This window comes from Corynebacterium sp. HMSC034E11 (assembly GCF_001835905.1).
In the GTDB taxonomy this organism is placed as follows: domain Bacteria; phylum Actinomycetota; class Actinomycetes; order Mycobacteriales; family Mycobacteriaceae; genus Corynebacterium; species Corynebacterium coyleae.
This window is the reverse complement of record NZ_KV826397.1, coordinates 26,640-47,209: the sequence shown is the minus strand read 5'-3', so window position 1 is coordinate 47,209 and position 20,570 is coordinate 26,640. Positions and strand designations below refer to the sequence as shown.

The window sequence follows — 20,570 nt, the reverse complement described above, 5'->3', positions numbered from 1 at the left end:
AGCGTTCAATGCAAACTACGGTAGTCAAAACCTGTCGTGCCTTCCGGGTAACACCCCACCACCCGGCAAATCTGGATAATGGCGCCCATGAGCATCGTCAAGATCAACGCGATTACTATCCCCGAAGGCGCCGGCGAGGAACTCGAGCGCCGCTTCGCTGCCCGCAAGCACGCCATCGACTCCCAGCCCGGCTTCGAAGGCTTCCAGCTTCTGCGCCCAGTCAAGGGGGAGGAGCGCTACTTCGTGGTCACCCGCTGGGCCGACGAGGAGTCCTACAACGCCTGGTGGGAAGGCGCAGGCCGCGCCGGGCACGCTGAAAGCGACAAGGGCGGCGATAACGGTGAGGCTCCGCGCAAGCCGGTGTCACAGTCTGCTGAACTGCTGGAATTTGAGGTCGTGCTCGATTCCACCGAGCAGGACTAGCCGTCCGGCGGGCTAGCCCCCAAGTGCGTTAACCCAACTTGCCCCGGCCGAGCCGCAGCAGGATCTGTGCCAGGCCGGGGCCTTCCTCGCCCAACTCGTCGCGGAACTGGTTAATGATGGCCACCTCGCGAGTGTGGACAAGACGCGTGCCGCCCGAGCCCATGCGTGTCTTACCAATCGCGGCGGAAATCTGGCTGCGGCGCTTCACTGCGTCGAGGATGACGCGGTCAAGTCGGTCGATTTCCTTGCGGTATTCCTGGATCTCCGCGTCCGAAAGGGGATCGTCGGTGCCGGATGGCATGCGGATTTCAAGCTCACTCATGGCAGTAGATTATGCCAGTTCGAACACACGGTCAGGGTCGTGTCGGCGGCGTTAGTACAGTGACTGCCATGACTGATGTGACCCTTGGCCTGAACCCGCAGCAACAGGCGGCCGTCGTGTACGAAGGTAGCCCGCTGCTTATCGTCGCCGGCGCTGGTTCCGGCAAAACTGCGGTGCTGACCCGCCGTATTGCCTATTTGCTGCAAAACCGTGGGGTAGCGCCGTGGCAGATCCTTGCCATCACCTTTACTAATAAGGCCGCAGCGGAGATGAAGGAGCGCGTCGGCCAACTCGTCGGACCTGAGGCGGAGCGCATGTGGGTGGCCACGTTCCACTCGGTGTGCGTGCGTATTCTGCGCCAGCAGGCTCAGTTGGTGCCGGGGCTAAACACCAACTTCACTATTTATGATTCGGACGATTCACGTCGCCTGCTTGGCATGATCGGCAAAGACATGAACCTGGATTTGAAGAAGTTTTCGCCACGCGTGCTGGCTAATGCGATTTCAAATCTGAAAAACGAGCTGGTGGATCCCGACCAGGCGCAAGCGCAAGCACAGCGCACCCACAATCCGTTCGAGACCACTGTGGCAAACGTCTTCGCGGAGTATCAGCGCCGTTTGCGCCAATCCAACGCGCTCGATTTCGACGATCTGATCGGCGAGGTAGTCCGCATCTTCAAGACGCATCCGCAGGTCACGGAGTACTACCGGCGTCGCTTCAGGCATGTGCTTGTCGACGAATATCAGGACACCAACCACGCTCAATACGAACTCATCCACACCCTGGTGGGCGACGGCCCCGACGCGCCCGAGCTGGCGGTGGTGGGCGATTCTGACCAGTCCATTTACGCCTTCCGTGGCGCGACGATCCGCAACATCGAGGAGTTCGAGCGCGACTACCCCGATGCGGAGACGATCATGCTGGAGCAGAACTACCGCTCCACGCAGAACATCTTGAGTGCCGCGAACGCTGTCATCGCGCAGAACGAGGGCCGCCGCCCGAAGAAGCTGTGGACTGACCACGGCACGGGGGAGAAGATCGTCGGCTATGTCGCGGACAACGAGCACGACGAGGCCCGCTTCATCGCCACGGAAATCGATGCCCTGTCGGATCGCGGCGTGCCGTACTCGGATATCGCAGTGATGTATCGCACCAACAACGCCTCGCGCGCGTTGGAAGACATTTTCATCCGCTCGGGTATTCCGTACAAGGTAGTCGGCGGGACCCGCTTCTACGAGCGCCGCGAGATCCGCGACATCGTTGCTTACCTGAAGGTGCTAGAAAACCCGGACGACACGGTGAGCATGCGGCGCATTGTCAACGTGCCAAAACGCGGCATTGGCGACAAGGCGCAAGCCATGGTGGCGCTGCACTCGGAGCAAAACAATCAAAGCTTTGGGCGTTCGCTTATCGACGCCACTGAGGGCAACGTGGACATGCTGGCCAAGGCCGCCACGAACTCCATTACCCGCTTCGTGGACATGATGAGGGGGCTCCGCCAGGACATGCCGAACATGGTCAATGAGGTCACCGGCATGCCAGACCTCGGGCAACTGGTCGCCCAGGTGCTTGATGCCACCGGCTACAAGGCAGAGCTTGAAGCCTCCAACGACCCGCAGGACGGGGCGCGCCTGGACAACCTCAACGAGTTGGTCTCTGTCGCCCGTGAGTTCTCCTCGGACGCTGCGAACCAGATGGCGTACATGACCGATGAAGAAATCGACGAGGTTATGCAGGAAGGCGAACCCGCGCCGGGATCACTGCAGGCGTTTTTGGAGAAGGTTTCGCTCGTCGCTGATGCGGATCAGTTGCCGGACAACGAGCAGGGCGTGGTCACGTTGATGACGTTGCACACTGCAAAGGGCCTGGAGTTCCCGGTGGTGTTTGTTACCGGCTGGGAGGACGGACAGTTCCCACACCTGCGTGCGTTGGGGGATCCAGCGGAGCTCGCCGAGGAACGTCGCCTGGCGTATGTGGGGATTACGCGCGCCCGCGAGCGGCTATATCTGACGCGTGCGATGCTGCGCTCATCGTGGGGCTCTCCGGTAACCAACCCGGCCAGTCGCTTCCTCGCAGAGGTCCCGGAGGACCTCATCGACTGGCGCAGGTTGGAACCGGAGCGCTCCTTCAACGCGGATGCGTGGGGCTCGCCCTCGCGTCCACGCACGCAGATGCGCTCTGCGCGCCGTGCACCGAAACAGACGGTGCACAAGAATTTGAACTTAGTGGCCGGAGACCGCGTCAACCACGCGAAGTACGGGTTGGGCACGGTCCTCACCGTGGAAGGTTCCGGCGTGAGGGAGACGGTGACAATCGATTTCGGGTCGTCTGGCACCGTCAGGCTGATGACCATCGGCGGGGTGCCGATGGAAAAGCTTTAGATCCGGATACCCTGCTGGGCCAGCCAGACCTCGGGGTCGGCGTGGTTCACACCGTCCGGCTTGACCTCGAAGTGGAGGTGCGGGCCCGTGGAGTAGCCCTCGTTGCCGATGGAGGCGATCTTCTGGCCCGCCTTGACGCGCTGGCCGACCTGCACGTCGTAGTAACGCATGTGGCCGTAGACGGTCTCTTCGCCACCGTCGTGCTTGATCACGACCCAGTTACCAAAGCCCTGCGCCGGACCTGCTGCGGTGACGGTGCCGTCCATTGCCGCGTAGATCGGGGTGCCTTCCGTGTTGGCAATGTCGATGCCACGGTGGAACGTGCCCCAGCGTGGACCGTAACCGGAGGTGTAGCGGCCAGACGCCGGCATGACCACGGTGCGGCCATCTGCGGTGCGGCCGCGCTGCGGTGCGACCCAGTCCGTGCCATCGGCAGGAGCGAACGCGGCCGACAGCGGCGCATCGAGGGCGCGCGGGTCGTACACGATCTTGTAGCCGCCGGCGGTCACGGTTGCACCGTTGTCCAGGATGGCGTCTGCAGCCTTTGCAAGGGCGCCCAAGGCGTCGCCCTGGTTGCCGATAGGTGCGCCACCGACAGTGAGGGTCAGTGCGTGCGCTGGCGACGCTACAAGCGTCAGCGCCAATGCTGCAGCGGCTGCCACGGAGGCACCGGGGAACATACGACTGGTTTTCACAGTTTTACCTTCTCTACGCAGGTCTGGTTCGGCGCAGCTTTGGCTACGCGCACAGCAGGTCAATTTAACGTGTGTCCACCCGCGAAGCAATGGCGTGACCTGCACGTTTGTTCTAATTGGGCGTAGCTAGGTGGTATCGCTGCAGGCAGGCGCGATGTTACTGAAGTGAAATTTGTTACGGATGTTAATTGCCTGTGGGGGTGGATGGTGTACCCCCGCATGCTCCGAAAAGTTGGACGCCCAACAATGAAAAAGCCCCGCCAAGGCGGGGCAGAAGTCTGTGTGTGGCTTAGAGCTGGATACCGCGTGCGGCCAACCAAGGCTCCGGGTCGACAGCGGTTGCGCCGTCCGGCCAGATTTCAAAGTGCAGGTGCGAGCCGGTGGAGAAGCCCAGCGAACCCATGCCGGCGATGTCCTGGCCGGCATGGACCTGCTCGCCGACGCCTACGTACAGAGACTGCATGTGGCCGTAGACGGAAATGGAGCCGTCCTCGTGGCGGATGCGGATCCACTGGCCGTAGCCCTGGGCCGGGCCGGAGTCGATCACAGTGCCATCGGCAACGGCGCGGATCGGGGTGCCTTCCACGTTGGCGATATCGATGCCGGAGTGCATCGAACCCCAGCGCATGCCGAAGCCGGAGGTGTAAGCGCCGTCGGCCGGGCGGACGACCAGCGGGGCACGTGCTGCTTCGTCTTGGCGAGCGACCTCGTCGGAGTGCTGGACTGCCTTGTTGAGCTGGTCGGTAAGGTTCTCAACCGGCTTGTACTCCGCGATCGCCAGGATCTGCGGGGTTGCGGCGTCGCTGTCTGGGGTGCCGGCAATTTCGTCGGTATCGGCTGCGAGCTGGATGGAGTAATCCGCGTCCTGGCTCTTGTCCGAGGTGAGAGCGCCTGCGGCGAGGCCGGAGAAGCCGGCGGTGGAAACCGCGCCAGTGGCGGCGGCGACGACAGCTGCGCGACCCGTGTTCGGCGTCTGCTTACGGTGCTTGCCGCCCTGCTTCTTCGAAATGAACATGTGCCCTCTTTGAGATTTCCCGTTGGCCCGAATTCCCCCTGCTAGTGCTGTTTCCGGCAGGGGAATCGTAACCTTCCTGTTATCTACGAGTGGTTACTGTAACGAATTGGTTTCATCGGGGCAAGATGAATCTGAAAATTGTCTTAATCGTTCGCTGTCTTCGCAGTGTTACATCCCGGTTGCATCCACGTCATGTGTAGTCGTATGTGAATGGTGTGACTCTCCGGACGGGTGGGGCAAATTGGAAGATCGGGTGTCCTTCCCCAGAAGTGGGGGTGAGGAGTGGCAGAGTTGGCGGGGATGAGCACCACACCGAAACCACGCCCGGCGTCGTCGACAAGCGGGCGCCGCGCGCGCAACGCCAGCATGTCCAAGCGCAAGATCACCGGTATTAAGAAGCGGTCTGCCCCCGCAAAGGTCCCGGAGACGACCGAAGAGCGGATCAAGCACTACCTGCCGTATGTCGCTGTGCCGAATGCTGTCGTCGGGCTCGGGCTGCTTGTGGTGTGCTTTGCCGTCATCCTCATCGCAGGTTGGCGCCTGACCTACCTGCCTGCCGCGGTGGGGGAGAGCTGGTTCGTCTTCCATGGAGTGCCAGTGCGTATCGACGACATCGAGCTCGCCGCCGTACCCCTTTTGCCAGCCATCGGTGTTGTCGCACTCGTGGCGCGCCGCATCCGTGCGGCTACGGCGGGACGAGTGAGCATCCTGGACCTCCTCGTGCTGCTTGGTCTTGTCATCGGCTTTGCGCTGGTGTTCAGCGGCATCGCGTTGTTCATGGTCGCTGACGCGTCGGCCGTCTATCCGGTGGCCGCACCACACCCCGTGGCCGCGCTGCTTTGCCCGGTCATCTTGCACCTCATTGGTTACTGCATCGGAATCCGCAACGTGGTGTGGCATGCGCTCGCGAAGCGTGCGGGGGTTCCCGCGGAAACCGTTGATGCAGGTGAGGCTGCAGGCAAGATCGTTGTACGCCTGCTGAGTGCAGCCGCAGTGATCTACCTTGCGTTCCTCGTTGCAGGTTTTGGTGAGGTTCGCGAACTGCTCGGCCAGTACCCATCCCTCGGGTGGGGCGGCGGTATCGGCCTGTTCGTGCTCTGTGTGGCGTACCTGCCAAATGCGGCTATCGGGGCGCTGTCGGTCATGCTCGGCGGGTCCTTTACCTACGGTGCCGGTTCGATAAACCTCTTCGACGCAGTCCAGATCCCGTACCCACCCCTGCCCCTGTTTGGTGCGATCCCGGCGGAGGTGCCCGCGTGGGCGCCGGTGCTGTTGGTGGTGCCGGCGGCGGTGCTGGTGCATTACTTCGTTGCAAAGCAAGTGTCTCTGATTGCTATTGCAGCAACTGCCACGTGGTGCGCCCTATTCGGCGCGGCCGCAGGCGTCTTCTCCTCAGGGCAAGCAGGCGCTTATGGGGTCATCGGCGTGGACCCTTGGGTGCTGGCGCTACTGCTATTTGTATGGGTTGCCGTCACCGGTGCAACCGTGTTGGGGGTAGCTGCGCTAAGGCAACGCACACCTGCGAACACTGACAGCTAGACTGCTTCGCGTGAGTGATTCAGTGAAATCAATTGCTGTGCTCGTCTCTGGAACGGGTACGTTGCTGCGGTCCATGATCGACAATGCGCAAGGTCGCTACCGCATCGACATTGTGGTGGCGGATCAAATTTGCCCAGCGATCCAACGTGCGAAGAACGCGGGTATCCGCACCGCAGTGGTGCCAATGGAAACCAACCGCAACGCGTGGAACGAAAAACTTGCCGCCACGCTTGCGTCCGTGAAGCCAGACCTTGTCGTTTCGGCGGGCTTCATGCGCATCCTGGGCAAGCCCTTCCTTGAGAAGTATGAAGGTCGAACCATCAACGCGCACCCGTCGTTGCTGCCATCATTCCCGGGCGCACACGCTGTCCGGGATGCTCTGGAATACGGTGTGAAGGTCACCGGCTGCACCGTCCACTACGTCGATTCCGGACTGGATAGCGGCGAGATCATCGCCCAGCGTGCCGTTGAGGTGCTGCCGGACGACACCACCTCCACGCTGCACGAGCGCATCAAGAAGGTCGAGCGCGAGCAGATCGTGGAACTGCTCCATAACGCCCAAGTAGTAAACGGAAAGGTCCTTTTCTCATGACGAATGCCGCGAAGCGGGAAATCAAGCGCGCGCTGATCAGCGTCTACGACAAGACGGGGCTGGAGGATCTGGCTCGCGCGTTGGGCGATGCCGGCGTAGAAATCGTCTCCACTGGTTCCACCGCGAAGCGCATTGCAGACGCAGGCGTGCCGGTGACCGAGGTCGCAGAGGTCACCGGTTTCCCGGAGGTGCTCGACGGCCGTGTGAAGACGCTGCACCCGCGCGTGCACTCGGGCATCCTGGCAGACCTGCGTAAGGATGACCACAAGGCGCAGCTTGAGGAGCTGGGCATCGAGCCGTTCTCGCTCGTCGTGGTCAACCTGTACCCGTTCGAGGAAACCGTCGCCTCAGGTGCCAGCTTTGACGAGTGCGTCGAGCAGATCGATATCGGTGGTCCGTCGATGGTGCGCGCGGCAGCCAAGAACCACCCGTCTGTCGCGGTTGTGACCTCCCCGAAGCGCTACGCCGACGTTGTGGAGGCCGTGAAGAACGGTGGCTTTACGCTCGACGAGCGCCGCGAGCTCGCCCTCGAGGCGTTCACGCACACTGCGCGTTACGACGCCGCCGTGTTCTCCTGGCTCGCCTCCCAGCTCGAGAGCCAGGCTGCATCCCAGGCTGCGTCTGGTGCGCAGACCACGGAACTGCGCTACGGCGAGAACCCGCACCAGGCAGCCCGCCTGGAAAGCGACGGCTGGGGCATTGCCGCTGCGAAGCAGCACGGCGGCAAGGCAATGAGCTACAACAACTACCAGGACGCTGACGCCGCATGGCGTGCGGCTTGGGATCACAACCGTCCGTGCGTCGCGATTATCAAGCACGCCAATCCGTGTGGTCTCGCAGTATCCGACGAGTCCATCGCGGATGCACACAAGAAGGCGCACGCCTGCGACCCTGTCTCTGCTTACGGCGGCGTGATCGCCGCGAACCGCGAGGTCACCCTTGAGCTTGCAGAGCAGATCCACCCGATCTTCACCGAGGTGGTCATCGCCCCGTCTTTCGCGCCGGAAGCACTCGAGCTGCTGCGCACGAAGGAAAACCTGCGCCTGCTGGAGGTCACCCCGGAGCAACTCACCGAGGAACGCAAGCAGATCACCGGTGGTTGGCTGGTCCAGGAGCGCGACCAGTTCCAGGCCGACGGCGACGCAGCCGCCAACTGGAAGCTGGTTGCCGGCGACGCTGCCGACGAGCAGACCCTCGCCGATCTTGAGTTCGCGTGGCGCTCGGTGCGTTGCGTGAAGTCCAACGCCATCCTGATTGCCAACGACGGCGCATCGGTGGGCATCGGCATGGGCCAGGTCAACCGCGTCGATTCGGCCAAGCTGGCCGTTGACCGCGCGAACACACTGGACGAGGGCCGCAACCGCACCAACGGTGCCGTGGCAGCCTCCGACGCGTTCTTCCCGTTTGCCGACGGATTCCAGTTGCTTGCAGACGCCGGTGTGAAGGCCGTTGTCCAGCCCGGCGGATCCATCCGTGACGAGGAAGTCATCGCTGCAGCCAAGGAAGCCGGCGTGACCATGTATCTCACCGGCACCCGCCACTTCGCCCACTAACCCTCTGAAGGAGAGTACCTCCGTGTCCTCCAAGCTCGCCGCGCTTGCGCTCACCGCAGGTATTTCGCTTCCGGGCCTGCCGGCCATTCCCACCTACTCCGCGATTGATCAGATCCCGGTTGTAGGCCCGGCCATTGTGCAGACCTACAAGCAACTGCCGCCGCAAGTGCAGCGAGCCATCCACCTGCCGTTGCCGCTGACGGCACCGGCCGCCGCGAAGAGACAGCCGACGGGCAAGAGTGCCACGGAGGTTCAAGCGCAGCTTGATCAGCTTGTGCGCGACGTTGTTGCGCGACATGGTGGCCGCGCGACAGCATCTGTCGGTGGCATTACCGCAGGGGATAACCGCCCGGAGCCGGCATTTTCCACTATGAAGGTCCCGGTGGCTATTGGTGCGCTGCGCAAGAGCCCGGCAGCCTACCCGGATGCTGAGGTCGCCGTGACCCGCTCCGATAACCCTGCCGCGCACCGTATGTTTGGCCAGGTATCGGGCGCGGAACTCGACGGCATCATCGCCGAGGCAGGATCGCGGACCACCAACTCCGCGGGATACCAGATGGGCACGCTGTGGACCACCAGCGACCAGGCGGCGTTTGCATCGGGCCTGCGCTGCGTGAAGGGGCATGAGCCGGTGCTGGACATGATGGGGCGCGTCGTCGATTATCAGCGCTGGGGTGTAGGGCGCATCCCTGGTGCACGCTTCAAGGGCGGCTGGAACTACTACGAGAACGGGCACCTCGCCCGCCAGTTTGGCCTCATCCCTGGGCCGAACGGGGATATCGCCGTGGCGATCACCGCGCACAGCCCGAAGGGGCACGAGGGTAGTTTCGCCATGCTCAACGAGCTGGCGGACGGCATCGCAGCAATGCGCGGCGATCTGCCGACGGCCCGCTGCTAAACATGACGCCGCGACTGAGGTTTGCTGCAGCGCTGGTCGCCGCTGGGCTTGCGCTCAGCGCGTGCGGGGCAGGGGAGCGGGCCTCAGAACCAGCGACGGAAACTGTGACGGCAACCCACGTAATTACGCCGAGTTCACTCGCACCCTCGCCCGTCCCCGCGCCTGTTCTGGAGCAGTTGCAACCGCAGCTCCAAGCAGCAGTCGATGCCGTGGTTGCTCAATACGGGGGAACGGCAGAGCTCGCGGTGTCTGACGGCCGGGACGCAGTAGGATCGCCGGAACAAGATCCGCAGGTAGCGTGGTCAACTTCGAAGGTTCCGATCGCGGTGGCTGCGCTTCGGAAAGACCCTTCGCTACTTCCGGTTGCGGAGTCTGCGATTACCGCCTCAGACAACTTCGCAGCAGAAACACTGTGGGCGACGGTTGAGCCTGCGGAGGTAGAAGCAGTGCTGCGTGAAGCAGGAGTAGATCTCCCGATGAACACCGTTGTGCTCAGGCCTGGATTCACGGCTTTCGGTCAAACGCGATGGGGCACTCGTGAGCAGGCAGTGTTCGCCTCCAACCTGCGCTGCGTGGCGGGGTCCGACGAGGTACTCGACATGATGCGCAAGGTAGTGCCGGAGCAGCGCTACGGTCTGGGGGTTTTGCCGGATGTTGCCTTCAAAGGTGGCTGGGGTCCGGGGGACGACGGGAAGTACACCGTGCGCCAGCTCGGCCTGTACAACGGCTACGGCATCGCGCTGACAGTTTCGCCCGCCGACGGCACCTATGCGACGGCCCAATTGATGGCAACTGATCTCACAAACGCTGTGCTCGAGCTGCAATTGGGCTCGCCAAATCCTGACTGTTCGGAGGCTGGACGATAGACTGCGGGGACAAACACCCCCGTAGCTTGGAGATTCCACGATGTCGAACCCAAATGCCAACCCCAACGATGAGTGGGCGGCATACACCCCGAAACCATCCGAATACGACGAGTGGGGACAACCACAGCAGCATATGCCCACCCAGCAGTTCCCGGCGCAAAGTTGGGAACAGCAGCAGTGGAGCCAACCTGCGTACGCGCCGGCGCCCGGCCCACAAGAGCCGAAGTCATCGAACCGGGTGCTCTACATCATCATTGGTGTGCTCGCCGTTGCCCTCCTGGCGGTCCTCGGTGCGTTCGCCGCGTGGAGCTTTGGCGGATCGTCCAGCGGTTCCACAGAGCCGGTGACCTCTACTGTTGTGGAAACGTCGACGCGTGCTCCAGGTGGGGCTGCGACTGACGGCGCAAAGCCCTCGGCGGCGCCGTCGTCGGCAAAGCCGGACGCTGACCGGAAGGACCGTACCTTCGGGGTCGGTGTGCCGGAAACGTCCGTCACAACTGAGGGCTTCGCGCGTGCCGTAGGTGATGATTTCCGCGCGTACTACGCGGAGCACGGAAAGACGCCGACCTCGCTGCGTAGCCTGAGCCCGAAGACCGGCCAGTACTACATGATGTCCTGCTCGCCGGCGCAGGGCGGTTTCCGCTGCACCGGCGGCAACAACGCCTCCGTCTTCATCAGCGAGCAGTAGAAGGAAACCGGGATGCAGCATTACAACCTGTACAAGACGCTCGAACTTGATCCGTCGGCTTCGAGCGAGCTGCTTGTCGACGAGCTCACGCAACGCCTCGACAGCGGTCTCACTTCCAACCCTGGTGGCGAGGAGGAATTGCGTCTGGCTCGGGAGATTCTGGGAGATCCGACTAAGCGCCAGATGTACGACTCTCGCTTGAAGGCCGACAGTGGCATGCCCATGAACGTGCAAAGCCTTCGGTCGCTGGCCGCCATGGCGTCACCGGCTGCAACGGCTGCACCGACCGCACCCGAAGCACCAGAAGCCCCCGAAGTTTCCGAACCAGCCGTTGTTCCCGGCTCTGGCGAAGGGGACAACACACCGGAGAAGTCGTTCGATGTGAAGCGTTGGTGGCCTATTGCTGCTGTTGTTGCGGGTGTGCTCGTCATTGCGCTGGTAGTTCCTCAGCTTGTTGGCGCTGGGCTGGGCTCGAGCGGACCTGAGAAGCTCGCCAACGAAATCGCCCAGCTTGATGAGGACGATAGGGCCGACTGGATGAATCAGCATGCCGCTGCTGGCCGTGCAGCGTTGCTTGAAAACAAGCTTGAGAACACGAGCATCGGATCATCCGACGATGCCGAGTACGCCGCGGGGGAGAGCTACGACCTGAAGGACCTCGTCGCAAAGAAACAAGGTGACGATGCGTCGGAGAATACCGACTACCTCGACCGTCTTTACGGGTTGAGTGGGATCAAGGAGGCGCGACTCGTTGGGATCAACACGGAGGTGAAAAACAAGGACGTCCATGCGACATCGGTCAATACCCAACTGTTTCTGTTCGCTCGAGATGGCGGCGACTGGAAGCTCTACGACATCTTTGACTAACACGGCGAGAGAACGAGGAGATTGAACATGAATAAGACGAAAGCAATCGCACTTCTTGGTGCAGGGCTGTTGACAGTCTCGCTGAGTGCCTGTGGCGGCGCGGATGAAACCGAAACGGAAGTGCTTGACCCAACTAAGCACGCAACTACGGCTGCGGAATCCCTTAAGCCACAGTGGAACAACAACGCACGCATGGCCGTCGATCCGTTAGAGGCGGCGCCTGAAGCAGCACGTGACTTGCCAGAAACAAGGTCACTTGGGATCGACAACCTCGACGTGTTCAATCCGACATTCAATCAGGCGGTCCCTGCAAAACTCGCTGTCACATCCTGGGACAAAGAAACCCGTGCGCTCGATCTGGACACGGGAGCGTTGTACGACGTCTCCCCGAAGAAGTTCGATGGCTCTGAGGACAAACGTATGACCACGACGATGATGCTGGTTGCCGACGACGGGAAGACCAAAGGCGCCAGCCTTGTGAAGACTGTGGAGAGTACGCAGGGCCTACAAACGGAGAAGGTAAGCCTTTCGACGTTCCTCGACGATTTTGCATCCTTCGACGAGCCAACCCTCGCGGAAGTGGATTCGAAGAACCTCGACGCTAAGTCCGCCGAAATTATCGCGGCGAGTGCGGAGAAGATCTATCTCGCGAACATTCCGGAGGCCGGCTCGAAGAAACAAATCGATGTCGTTGCGGTGGATATCGCCTCTGGCCAAGAAACAAGGCATGAGCACATCGAGACCAATGATTTCTTCGGCGTGATTGCACAGAGCGGGGAGCCCGTGCTGTATTACGCAAGCAACGAAGGGGATTTGAGGAGCCGAAATCTCGAATCGGGGGAGGACGTTGAGATACGTAAAGGTTTCGCACCTGAAGCCGCGTGGCGTATCGGCGACAGCGCCCTTGTTTACGGCAAGGACACTGCGGAACAGGAGCGCTGCATCGATGAGCCAACGAAGCCTTGTAAAGTGAAATTCCTCTATGTCAGCGGTGGCAAGGCAGACGAAGCAATGAGTGTGGAAACCAGAACCTACAGTTCTGTACCTGTGGTGCGGCGCAGCGGTGGCATTATTACGGCCATCTTCTACTCGCCACTCGATGACCTAGAAAAACTCTTTGTCCTCAAGCCCGAGACTGGAGAAGTCCTGCTCGAAATAGGCGAGGACGAACTCAAGGAGTTGGACTTCGTCGACGCGATTTCGGACGGGGAGTCGATCTTTACCTACGACGGCAATCGAACTTCCCCGCGCGTTGCTCAAAGCGATGTGAAGACTAAGGAACTTATCACCGCTGATGCGGATGTGTTCCCGATTGATTCACCGTCAGGGGCCCGGATTTGGGGCGTGAAGCGAGACGACGGGGATTGGTTCGAGGCCCGCGTCGCGGTCGAGGATTTAGACAAGTTCTAAACTAAGCGTCCTCGTCGCGCGATACCTGCGCGACGAGGCTGAGCATGCGCTCGGCGCGGCGATCCGGAAGGTCCGTATGGAGCACGTCCAAAACGGCATCGGCGATGGTGACGGAGGGGGCGGGCAGGGCGTCGTCGACAAGCGGGTATGGCGCAACGCCGGTGTTGTCGCGCATCTCGATGGCGGCGAGCGTCATGTGGAACGGTAGGTCGATGCGGGGGTCGTCGTCGCCAACGATCTGCGCTGCCAAATCGCGGAAGATACCCTCCAGGCGTTGGCGTGCCTCGTGGTACTCGTCAAACTCCTCCGACTCCAGCACAGGCAACTGGTAGAGCCGGCCCACGTTCCAATTCGAGGACAACAAGATACGGGTCTCGGCGGCGACGAGCGCCCAGAGCTTCACGGCTGCGGTCTCGTCGGTCTTGGCCAAGTCTGATGCGAGATCCAGCGAAGGCTGCAGTGTCCCCATGAGCAGCGTGAGGAAGATGTCGCGCTTGGAGGGGAAGTGGTAGTACAGCGACGCCTGACGGATGCCTACGGCGTCAGCAATGTCGTGAGTGGAGGTAGTTGCGAAGCCTTTGCGTGTGAAAAGTTCGGATGCGGCATCGAGGATTTCTTCGCGGGCGGTTGCGCCTTTGCGCCGTGGGCTTTGCTTGCGTGGTCGTCCGACCGAATTCGCCATACCCTGCCTACCTTTCTGGGATACGCCACTACTTTAGAAGAAAAACACCCGCTCTCAACCCTCACGGAGAGGGGAGTGCGGGTGCTTAGAGCCGAAGACTCTTACGCTGTCATCGTCAACCGGCTAATTAGCGGGTGGTGAACGGCAGAAGAGCCATCTCGCGCGCGTTCTTCACAGCGGTAGCGACCTGGCGCTGCTGCTGCGGGGTCAGGCCCGTGACGCGGCGGGAACGAATCTTGTGACGGTCGGAGATAAACAGACGCAGGGTCTCAATATCCTTGTAGTCGACGGTCTCGATGCCCTTTGCCTTCAGCGGGTTCTTCTTCGGGCGACGGGACTGCTCAATGCGCGGCTTACGCGAATTGTTGCGCTTCATAATTTGAGTCCTCCTTACCACGAAGACTTACGGACGCCAGGCAGCTCACCGCGGTGAGCCATCTCGCGCATACGGACACGGGAAACACCGAACTTGCGGAGGTAGCCGCGGGGGCGGCCGTCACGCGAGTCACGGTTGCGCACGCGCACCGGGGATGCGTCGCGCGGCTGACGGTTGAGCTCAAACTGAGCGTCCAGACGATCCTCGTCAGAGGTCTCCGGGTTCTTGATGATTGCCTTGAGCTCGTTACGACGCTCCGCGTAGCGGGCGACGATCTCTTTACGCTGCTCGTTCTTAGCGATCTTAGACTTCTTCGCCATGGATTATCGCTCCTCGCGGAATTCGACGTGCTTGCGAACTACCGGATCGTACTTCTTCAGCGTGATGCGGTCCGGGTTGTTGCGCTTGTTCTTGCGGGTGACGTAGGTGAAGCCGGTGCCCGCGGTGGACTTCAGCTTGATGATCGGGCGGATATCGTTACGTGCCATTAGATCTTCTCACCTCGTGCACGGATCTGGGCTACGACGGACTCGATGCCGTCGCGGTCAATGATCTTCAGACCCTTCGTGGAAACGTTCAGGGTGATGGTACGGCCCTCGGAGGGCAGGTAAAACTTCCGCTTCTGCACGTTGGGGTTCCAACGGCGCGAGTGGCGGCGGTGCGAGTGCGAGACGGTCTTGCCGAACGACGGCTGACGTCCCGTGACCTGGCAATGTGCCGACATGGGTTTCTTCCTTACTCTTCTTACCGCCCACGACTCGATCACGATGTGAGGAAAGCGCCAGGTGAGAAGCGGTGTGAGGGTCCGCTACCGGCGCAAATGCAATCGGTTGACGTAGGCGTATATGTGTACTTCGACAACAGCGAGAGACAACCCTACCGTCTTTGCGCCATTTCTCATAATCGCGTTTTGCGTAGTATGACACCCGTGAATGAACCCACCTATCGGAGAATCGTCGCTCTCGACGTCGCTCGAGGTATCGCAATTCTGGGCACCTTGGCAACGAATATCTGGATCTTTGCCACCTGGCACCAGATGGACAGCGTCATGGAGCAGTATTTCGATCCGAACTTCACGCTCTGGGATGAGGTTCGCGCCGCTTCCACGAATGGAACTGCAGCAGAGGCCGCCGACGCGTTGTTCAATGCCGCAAGCGCGTTGGTCACGGACGGCAAGTTCCTGGGACTGCTCACCATCATGTTCGGCATCGGCATGGAGATCCAGCGCCAATCTGCAGCGAAACGAAACCAGCGCTGGCCCGGGCTGTACTACTGGCGCGCAATCTTCCTTGTGGCCGAAGGGCTACTGAACTACATCTTCATTTTCGAGTTTGATGTGTTGATGGGCTACGGCCTGACCGCCCTTGCGGTGGCGCCGATTATTGCGCGCAGCGAGCGTGTGCAAAAGGTGTGGATGTGGCTCGCGCTGAGCGCACATGTCCTTGTCATGTTGCTGTTCTCCGTGGGCACCTATCTGCTTAACAGTATTCCGCTCGACGAGATCGAGGGTGGCGAGGATATCCCCACGTTTGACCAGTCGTTTGCGCTCTACACCGCAACCGACAGCTATCCGGCGATGGTGCAGGCGCGTATCGACGACTTCTTCGGCGGCAGGTTCGAAATCCCAATCATGTTCGTGATGGGCATCGGTGTGTTTCTCCTCGCGGCCAGGTTGTACCGCGCTGGATTGTTCCAACCTGCCGGGGCGGGGTTGCGTCGCAAAGTGATGCTTGTTGGCCTTGGTGTTGGTATCCCGCTGGACTGGGGGCTGCGCTTGTTTGCCACCGGCGCATCTGCTTCGTTGACGCGCTACGTCACCTCGACGGTAGTGGCGTTCGGTGTCCTCGCGCTCATCGCGGCCTTCTACATCCGCCGCGACAACACGCTTGGTGTGGTGGGAACCGGTTTGGCTGCAGTCGGTCGCACCGCGCTGACGTGCTACATCCTGCAGAATGTGCTCGCCTCTGTGGTGTTCTACGACTTCGGGTTTGGTCTAGCCCGGTACGTAGAGGGGCCTGCCGGCACCTTGCTCGTGTGTGGGGTTTATCTCGCGTTGTGTGCGCTGCTCATTGCGTTCAGCATGTTGTGGCTGAAGCGCTTCCAGCGTGGACCGTTTGAAATTGTCATGCACCGGGCTGTCGACATGGTTGCGGCTAAGCAACGGCCAGCAGTGCAGCGGTAGCGGCAGTCACGGTAGCGGGTGCCAGGAGTAGGCCCCACAGGATGAAACCGCGCCACGGTACTGGGGCCTTTGCGCGGCGGAGTTGATCTGCCCACAGCAGTGTGGCGAGCGATGCCCATGGGGTGATCACCGGGCCGACATTGACGCCGATCAGGAGAGCCAGCACGCTGGCCGGATCGCTGACTGCGGGCTCGAGCATTAAAAACGCAGGGATGTTGTTGATCGCGTTCGCTGTGGTCGCGCCAGCAGCTGCAATTGCTAAGGGGTGTGTGCCGGCGAGTTGCTGCACGGCGGACGAAATATCGCTGATCTGCAGGGCCAGTGTCGCCACCGCGGAGAAGGCAGTGGCAAGGCTGAGCGCCGACCACGGGATGAGTGGAGTAATGCCGTCGCGCCGTCCGGTCGGGCCCACCGCACACCACATTGCGATGGCGGCGACGGTGCTCGTCAGCCAGTAGGGGATCGGGCTGAGGAGTGCAACGACGGTGACGCCCAGTACCGCGAGGGCGCCCGTTGGGCGTGGGAGGATCGACGACGCTTCGGGCATAGGTTCGGCTGCTGCGCTGCGGTATATCGCCCGGGCTGCGTAGGACGCTGCCACTGCCACTGCCACTGCCACTGCCACGGCTGCAGGGGCGGCGGCAAGTTGGACGTATTCACCGGTGGTGGAAAACGCGTCGCCGCCCACCGCCAGCAAATTCGTCAAGTTGGAAACCGGCAAAGGCATGGAGGCAAAGTTGGCAATCCACACCACGGAAAGCGCCACCGCCGGCACCGGGAGTCGGAAGCGGGAGGCGAGTTGCACCGCTAACGGCGTCAGTATGATCGCAGTGGTATCGAGCGAGAGGAACGCTGTCGCGGCGACACACAGTGCGAGAAATCCCGCCAGAACGATCTCTCTGCGTGACGTCGTGCGCTGCAACGCGCCAACCAGCCACTCGAAGGTGTGCACACGAGCAGCGAGATTGACGACGACAGACATGCCGGCCGCGAAACCCAGTACTGGAACAAGCCGAAGGGCAACTTCAGTGGTGTCGTTCAGGGACACTGCGGCGAGCACGGCGAGACTGGCGATTGCTGCCAGCGGCAAAGAAAACGAGGAAAGATTCATGGCGGGGTTGAGGGTAAGTGGTGGATGAGCAGGGCGGAGGTCGTCGATAAGCGAGTTGCAATGATTAGGTCAAAGCGTAGGTGAGCTGTATGATATTTCGAGTTGTCCGGCGACCGCCGGATAAAAAGACCATTTCGCACCCAACTCGGGCACGATCCTTAATGTAAGGAACCGACCCGTAGTTCAATCCTGAGGGAGACGAATACTAATGAGGAAAGACATTCACCCGGATTACCACCCGGTGATTTTCCAGGACGCGAACACGGGCCACAAGTTCCTGACGCGCTCCACCCTGACCTCCGCACGCACCGAGCAGTGGGAAGACGGCAACGAGTACCCGCTCATCGTGGTTGACGTGACCGCAGAGTCTCACCCGTTCTGGACTGGCGCTCAGCGTCTCATGGACACCGCTGGCCGTGTTGAGAAGTTCAACCAGCGTTTCGGTGGCATGGCACGCCGCAAGAAGAAGTCCGCTAACTAAAGGGCGTAAAGGAGCACAATCATGGCAACCCCTAAGTTCAAGATGTCCCGCGCTAACACGCGCATGCGCCGTTCCCAGTGGAAGGCCAACAACCCTGACTTGGTCAACGTCAAGATCGACGGCCGCGAGGTGCAGATCCCGCGTCGTCTCGTTAAGGCGGCTCAGGCTGGCCTGATCGACGTCGAGCAGTTCTAAGCTTCCGCAAGGTAAAACTCGCGCAAAAATACCGGGTTCCCACAGGTGGGGCCCGGTTTTTTAATGCCGTTTTCACTCTTAGAGGAAAATAAGTCATAATATCCGCATGAAAATTCTCGTTGCCGATGACGAACAGGCTGTGCGCGAGTCACTGCGTAGGTCGCTTCGTTTCAACGGATACGACGTAGTCCTCGCCGTAGATGGTGAGGATGCGCTCGACCAGATCCGGTTAGAGCAGCCGGATCTGACCATTTTGGACCTTATGATGCCAAAGCTTGACGGCCTCGGTGTCTGCCGTACGCTGCGTTCTTCGGGCTACGATGGCCCGATTCTTATGCTGACGGCGCGCGATGGTGTCGCGGACCGTGTGGCTGGCCTCGACGCTGGTGCGGACGACTACCTGCCTAAGCCGTTTGCGCTTGAGGAGCTGCTGGCCCGTGTCGGTTCGCTGCTGCGTCGCTCCCGTGCGGAGTCGCGCCATAGTGAGCAGAAGGATTCGACCACGCTGAAGTTCGAGGACCTGACCATGGATACCTCGACGCGTGACGTGTTCCGCGATGGCCGACCGATCTCGCTGACCCGTACGGAGTTTGCGTTGCTGCACTTGTTGATGCAGAATCCGCGCCACGTATTGGCCCGTCAGACCATTCTTGAGGAAGTATGGGGCTACGACTTCCCAACCTCCGGAAACGCCCTGGAGGTTTACATCGGTTACCTTCGTCGCAAGACTGAGGCTGGCGGTGAATCTCGCCTTATCCATACCGTGCGCGGTGTTGGTTACGTGCTTCGGGAGACTGCTCCGTGATGTTGCGCGTCGCGTCTGGCGATGCCTATGAGACCCGCCCTGGGGCGGGGCATTCCTTGCGCCTGAAATTGGCGGTGCTGTCGGGCTTCATTGTCGCTGCCGCAGTTGGGTTAACGACGATGCTTGGCATGTGGCTGTCTACCAAAACCCACGAAGGCGTGTTGGATACTGAGCTGCGGAGCAAGACGTTGGGGATGGCTCGCCAGCTCGACGGGGCCTCGGAAGATCAGATCCGCTCTGAAATTGCGGCGTTTCGGCGATCAAACCCGTTGACAAGCATTGCGGTTTCAGGGGCAGACTCGAACCTGTTCTTGGGGGATCCGGTATCTATTTCAGGGCCGTATTTGCGTACGGAGAGCGGCGATGCGGTATCCGTGCGCTCAGTCAACGGTAAGCGTGTTGTTGTGCGCCAAACACCGGATGGGATGGTGGTTGCCGCATCTCGGACAGAGGACCCGTACGGTCGCATCTCTGGAAGCCGGGCGGCGGCAGCGCTGGTGGTTATCGGTGTCGGCAGCCTGGTGGCGTGGATTTCTGGTGCGTTCATTTCGGCGGTGGGCTTGACTCCGGTGCGCAGGCTGCACCGTGAGTTGGACAACGCTAACGAGTCGAGTGGGCCGCGTGAACTTCCGGTGGAGGGCGACGACGAATTTGCGGAGGTGACCTCTTCGATCAACGCCTTGGTGAGGTCGTTGGAGGAGTCCAAGAAGCGTCAGGCGCAATTGGTGGCGGATGCGGGCCATGAGCTCAAGACGCCGTTGACATCGATGCGCACCAACATTGAGTTGTTGATGATGTTGCATAACTCCGGCCGTCAGGACCAGATTTCGGCTGAGGACCGGGCCGATTTGGAACGTGATGTGCTTGCCCAAATGGAGGAGATGTCGATCCTGATCGGCGACCTGGTCGACCTTTCCCGCGACGAGTCGCATGAGACCGAGCCGGAGGATTTCCGCCTCGACGAGGTGCTCGAAGAGGCGCTGGACCGTGTGCGTCGTCGTCGCCCCGATGTGACGTTCTTGTTCCACGCCGACCCGTGGGTCATTCGTGGTGATCGTTTTGCCATGGGACGTGCTCCGATCAACTTGATCGATAATGCTGCGAAGTGGTCGCCGGAGGGTGGTGCAGTGCGTGTGTCGCTTAAGGCGGCGAAGCGCAACGCGGTGCTTATTGTCGACGACTCGGGCCCCGGCATCCCACCCGAGGAGCGCGAGAAAGTCTTTGAACGGTTCTACCGTTCCCCGGAGTCGCGCGCTATGCCGGGTTCTGGCCTGGGATTGGCGATTGTGAAACAGGTGATGGACCGCCACGGTGCGACAATCGTGGCGGAAGAGTCGGATGACGGTGGCGCCCGTTTCCGGGTGGTGTTCCCGGGACGTCCTCCGGAGGACGAGACGGCTGAGGATCTTATAGTCGAAGACGAGAACGAGACCCGCGTCATCCCGAAGAAAAGCTACAGCTAAACCCGTACAGAAAATGTACAGAAAAC

The 20,570-nt window shown here is 61.1% G+C and carries 24 protein-coding genes; 15 read left to right on the top strand and 9 right to left on the bottom strand.

The genetic code is table 11. The features are described from left to right. Positions 1–87 precede the first annotated feature (87 nt). Positions 88–423, top strand: coding sequence for an antibiotic biosynthesis monooxygenase family protein (locus tag HMPREF2690_RS06500; RefSeq protein ID WP_070820451.1), 336 nt, complete (start codon positions 88–90; stop codon positions 421–423). A gap of 28 nt (positions 424–451) precedes the next feature. Here the strand turns inward: HMPREF2690_RS06500 and HMPREF2690_RS06495 are convergent, their stop codons facing one another. After that, positions 452–745, bottom strand: a complete 294-nt coding sequence (locus HMPREF2690_RS06495; RefSeq protein ID WP_070421440.1) for a chorismate mutase — start codon at positions 743–745, stop codon at positions 452–454. Positions 746–813: 68 nt separating this feature from the next. Here HMPREF2690_RS06495 and pcrA point away from each other — a divergent pair, with 68 nt between their 5' ends. Beyond that, on the top strand, positions 814–3,126 hold the full coding sequence (pcrA, locus tag HMPREF2690_RS06490; protein ID WP_070820450.1) for a DNA helicase PcrA: 2,313 nt from the start codon (positions 814–816) through the stop codon (positions 3,124–3,126). Here the strand turns inward: pcrA and HMPREF2690_RS06485 are convergent. Both HMPREF2690_RS06485 and HMPREF2690_RS06480 read right to left on the bottom strand, forming a co-directional pair. After that, positions 3,123–3,821, bottom strand: a complete 699-nt coding sequence (locus HMPREF2690_RS06485) for a M23 family metallopeptidase (RefSeq protein ID WP_224212937.1) — start codon at positions 3,819–3,821, stop codon at positions 3,123–3,125. The two genes, pcrA and HMPREF2690_RS06485, sit on opposite strands and share 4 nt — an antisense overlap. 289 nt (positions 3,822–4,110) lie before the next feature. Continuing rightward, positions 4,111–4,836, bottom strand: coding sequence for a M23 family metallopeptidase (locus HMPREF2690_RS06480; protein WP_070421437.1), 726 nt, complete (start codon positions 4,834–4,836; stop codon positions 4,111–4,113). 300 nt (positions 4,837–5,136) lie between these two features. Between HMPREF2690_RS06480 and HMPREF2690_RS06475 the strand changes: the two genes are divergently transcribed. From HMPREF2690_RS06475 to HMPREF2690_RS06440, 8 genes are read left to right on the top strand one after another with little or no spacing between them, the layout of a single operon-like run. Beyond that, positions 5,137–6,375: a cell division protein PerM gene (locus HMPREF2690_RS06475; protein WP_070820449.1), complete on the top strand. Its 1,239-nt coding sequence runs from the start codon at positions 5,137–5,139 to the stop codon at positions 6,373–6,375. Positions 6,376–6,385: 10 nt separating this feature from the next. Continuing rightward, positions 6,386–6,967, top strand: coding sequence for a phosphoribosylglycinamide formyltransferase (gene purN, locus HMPREF2690_RS06470; RefSeq protein WP_371325687.1), 582 nt, complete (start codon positions 6,386–6,388; stop codon positions 6,965–6,967). Next, positions 6,964–8,520 carry a bifunctional phosphoribosylaminoimidazolecarboxamide formyltransferase/IMP cyclohydrolase gene (gene purH, locus HMPREF2690_RS06465; protein ID WP_070820448.1) on the top strand — a complete coding sequence of 519 codons (1,557 nt, stop codon included), beginning with the start codon at positions 6,964–6,966 and terminating at the stop codon, positions 8,518–8,520. The genes purN and purH overlap by 4 nt, the downstream gene beginning before the upstream one ends. Before the next feature lie 22 nt (positions 8,521–8,542). Next, entirely contained in the window at positions 8,543–9,418 is an 876-nt protein-coding gene (locus HMPREF2690_RS06460; RefSeq protein ID WP_083291995.1) for a serine hydrolase, read from the top strand. Positions 9,419–9,420: 2 nt separating this feature from the next. Next, positions 9,421–10,284, top strand: coding sequence for a serine hydrolase (locus HMPREF2690_RS06455; protein WP_180949995.1), 864 nt, complete (start codon positions 9,421–9,423; stop codon positions 10,282–10,284). 40 nt (positions 10,285–10,324) lie between these two features. Beyond that, positions 10,325–10,972, top strand: coding sequence for a hypothetical protein (locus HMPREF2690_RS06450; RefSeq protein WP_070483695.1), 648 nt, complete (start codon positions 10,325–10,327; stop codon positions 10,970–10,972). A gap of 12 nt (positions 10,973–10,984) precedes the next feature. Further along, positions 10,985–11,839: a J domain-containing protein gene (locus HMPREF2690_RS06445; protein WP_070483692.1), complete on the top strand. Its 855-nt coding sequence runs from the start codon at positions 10,985–10,987 to the stop codon at positions 11,837–11,839. 27 nt (positions 11,840–11,866) lie between these two features. Next, positions 11,867–13,249, top strand: a complete 1,383-nt coding sequence (locus tag HMPREF2690_RS06440) for a hypothetical protein (protein WP_070820447.1) — start codon at positions 11,867–11,869, stop codon at positions 13,247–13,249. 1 nt (position 13,250) lies between these two features. Here the strand turns inward: HMPREF2690_RS06440 and HMPREF2690_RS06435 are convergent, their stop codons facing one another. The 5 genes from HMPREF2690_RS06435 to rpmB form a co-directional block, all read right to left on the bottom strand. After that, positions 13,251–13,931 carry a TetR/AcrR family transcriptional regulator gene (locus HMPREF2690_RS06435; RefSeq protein WP_070421430.1) on the bottom strand — a complete coding sequence of 227 codons (681 nt, stop codon included), beginning with the start codon at positions 13,929–13,931 and terminating at the stop codon, positions 13,251–13,253. Between the two features lie 127 nt (positions 13,932–14,058). Further along, entirely contained in the window at positions 14,059–14,310 is a 252-nt protein-coding gene (rpsR, locus tag HMPREF2690_RS06430; protein ID WP_180950003.1) for a 30S ribosomal protein S18, read from the bottom strand. An 11-nt stretch (positions 14,311–14,321) separates the two neighbouring features. After that, a complete protein-coding gene (rpsN, locus tag HMPREF2690_RS06425; RefSeq protein ID WP_034999472.1) occupies positions 14,322–14,627 on the bottom strand; it encodes a 30S ribosomal protein S14 in 306 nt (101 codons plus the stop codon). A gap of 3 nt (positions 14,628–14,630) precedes the next feature. Then, positions 14,631–14,795, bottom strand: coding sequence for a 50S ribosomal protein L33 (rpmG, locus tag HMPREF2690_RS06420; RefSeq protein ID WP_006841072.1), 165 nt, complete (start codon positions 14,793–14,795; stop codon positions 14,631–14,633). Then, the gene (gene rpmB, locus HMPREF2690_RS06415; RefSeq protein ID WP_042409504.1) at positions 14,795–15,031 is read right to left on the bottom strand and encodes a 50S ribosomal protein L28; all 237 of its coding nucleotides are present in this window, start codon (positions 15,029–15,031) and stop codon (positions 14,795–14,797) included. The genes rpmG and rpmB overlap by 1 nt, the downstream gene beginning before the upstream one ends. 204 nt (positions 15,032–15,235) lie before the next feature. Between rpmB and HMPREF2690_RS06410 the strand changes: the two genes are divergently transcribed. After that, on the top strand, positions 15,236–16,489 hold the full coding sequence (locus tag HMPREF2690_RS06410) for a DUF418 domain-containing protein (RefSeq protein WP_168167288.1): 1,254 nt from the start codon (positions 15,236–15,238) through the stop codon (positions 16,487–16,489). Here HMPREF2690_RS06410 and HMPREF2690_RS06405 read toward each other — a convergent pair. Beyond that, entirely contained in the window at positions 16,461–17,600 is a 1,140-nt protein-coding gene (locus tag HMPREF2690_RS06405; protein WP_070820445.1) for an SLC13 family permease, read from the bottom strand. The genes HMPREF2690_RS06410 and HMPREF2690_RS06405 overlap by 29 nt on opposite strands. 208 nt (positions 17,601–17,808) lie before the next feature. On the opposite strand from HMPREF2690_RS06405, the gene HMPREF2690_RS06400 reads away from it, so the two are divergent. The 4 genes from HMPREF2690_RS06400 (at position 17,809) to HMPREF2690_RS06385 (ending at position 20,544) form a co-directional block, all read left to right on the top strand. After that, positions 17,809–18,081 (top strand): type B 50S ribosomal protein L31, encoded by a 273-nt coding sequence (locus tag HMPREF2690_RS06400; RefSeq protein ID WP_070421427.1) that lies wholly within the window; start codon positions 17,809–17,811, stop codon positions 18,079–18,081. A 21-nt stretch (positions 18,082–18,102) separates the two neighbouring features. Then, on the top strand, positions 18,103–18,276 hold the full coding sequence (rpmF, locus tag HMPREF2690_RS06395) for a 50S ribosomal protein L32 (protein ID WP_070421426.1): 174 nt from the start codon (positions 18,103–18,105) through the stop codon (positions 18,274–18,276). 106 nt (positions 18,277–18,382) lie between these two features. Next, complete coding sequence (locus HMPREF2690_RS06390) at positions 18,383–19,081, top strand: response regulator transcription factor (RefSeq protein WP_070421425.1); 699 nt, start codon at positions 18,383–18,385, stop codon at positions 19,079–19,081. After that, positions 19,081–20,544 (top strand): sensor histidine kinase, encoded by a 1,464-nt coding sequence (locus HMPREF2690_RS06385; RefSeq protein WP_070820444.1) that lies wholly within the window; start codon positions 19,081–19,083, stop codon positions 20,542–20,544. The genes HMPREF2690_RS06390 and HMPREF2690_RS06385 overlap by 1 nt, the downstream gene beginning before the upstream one ends. Positions 20,545–20,570: the final 26 nt, after the last annotated feature.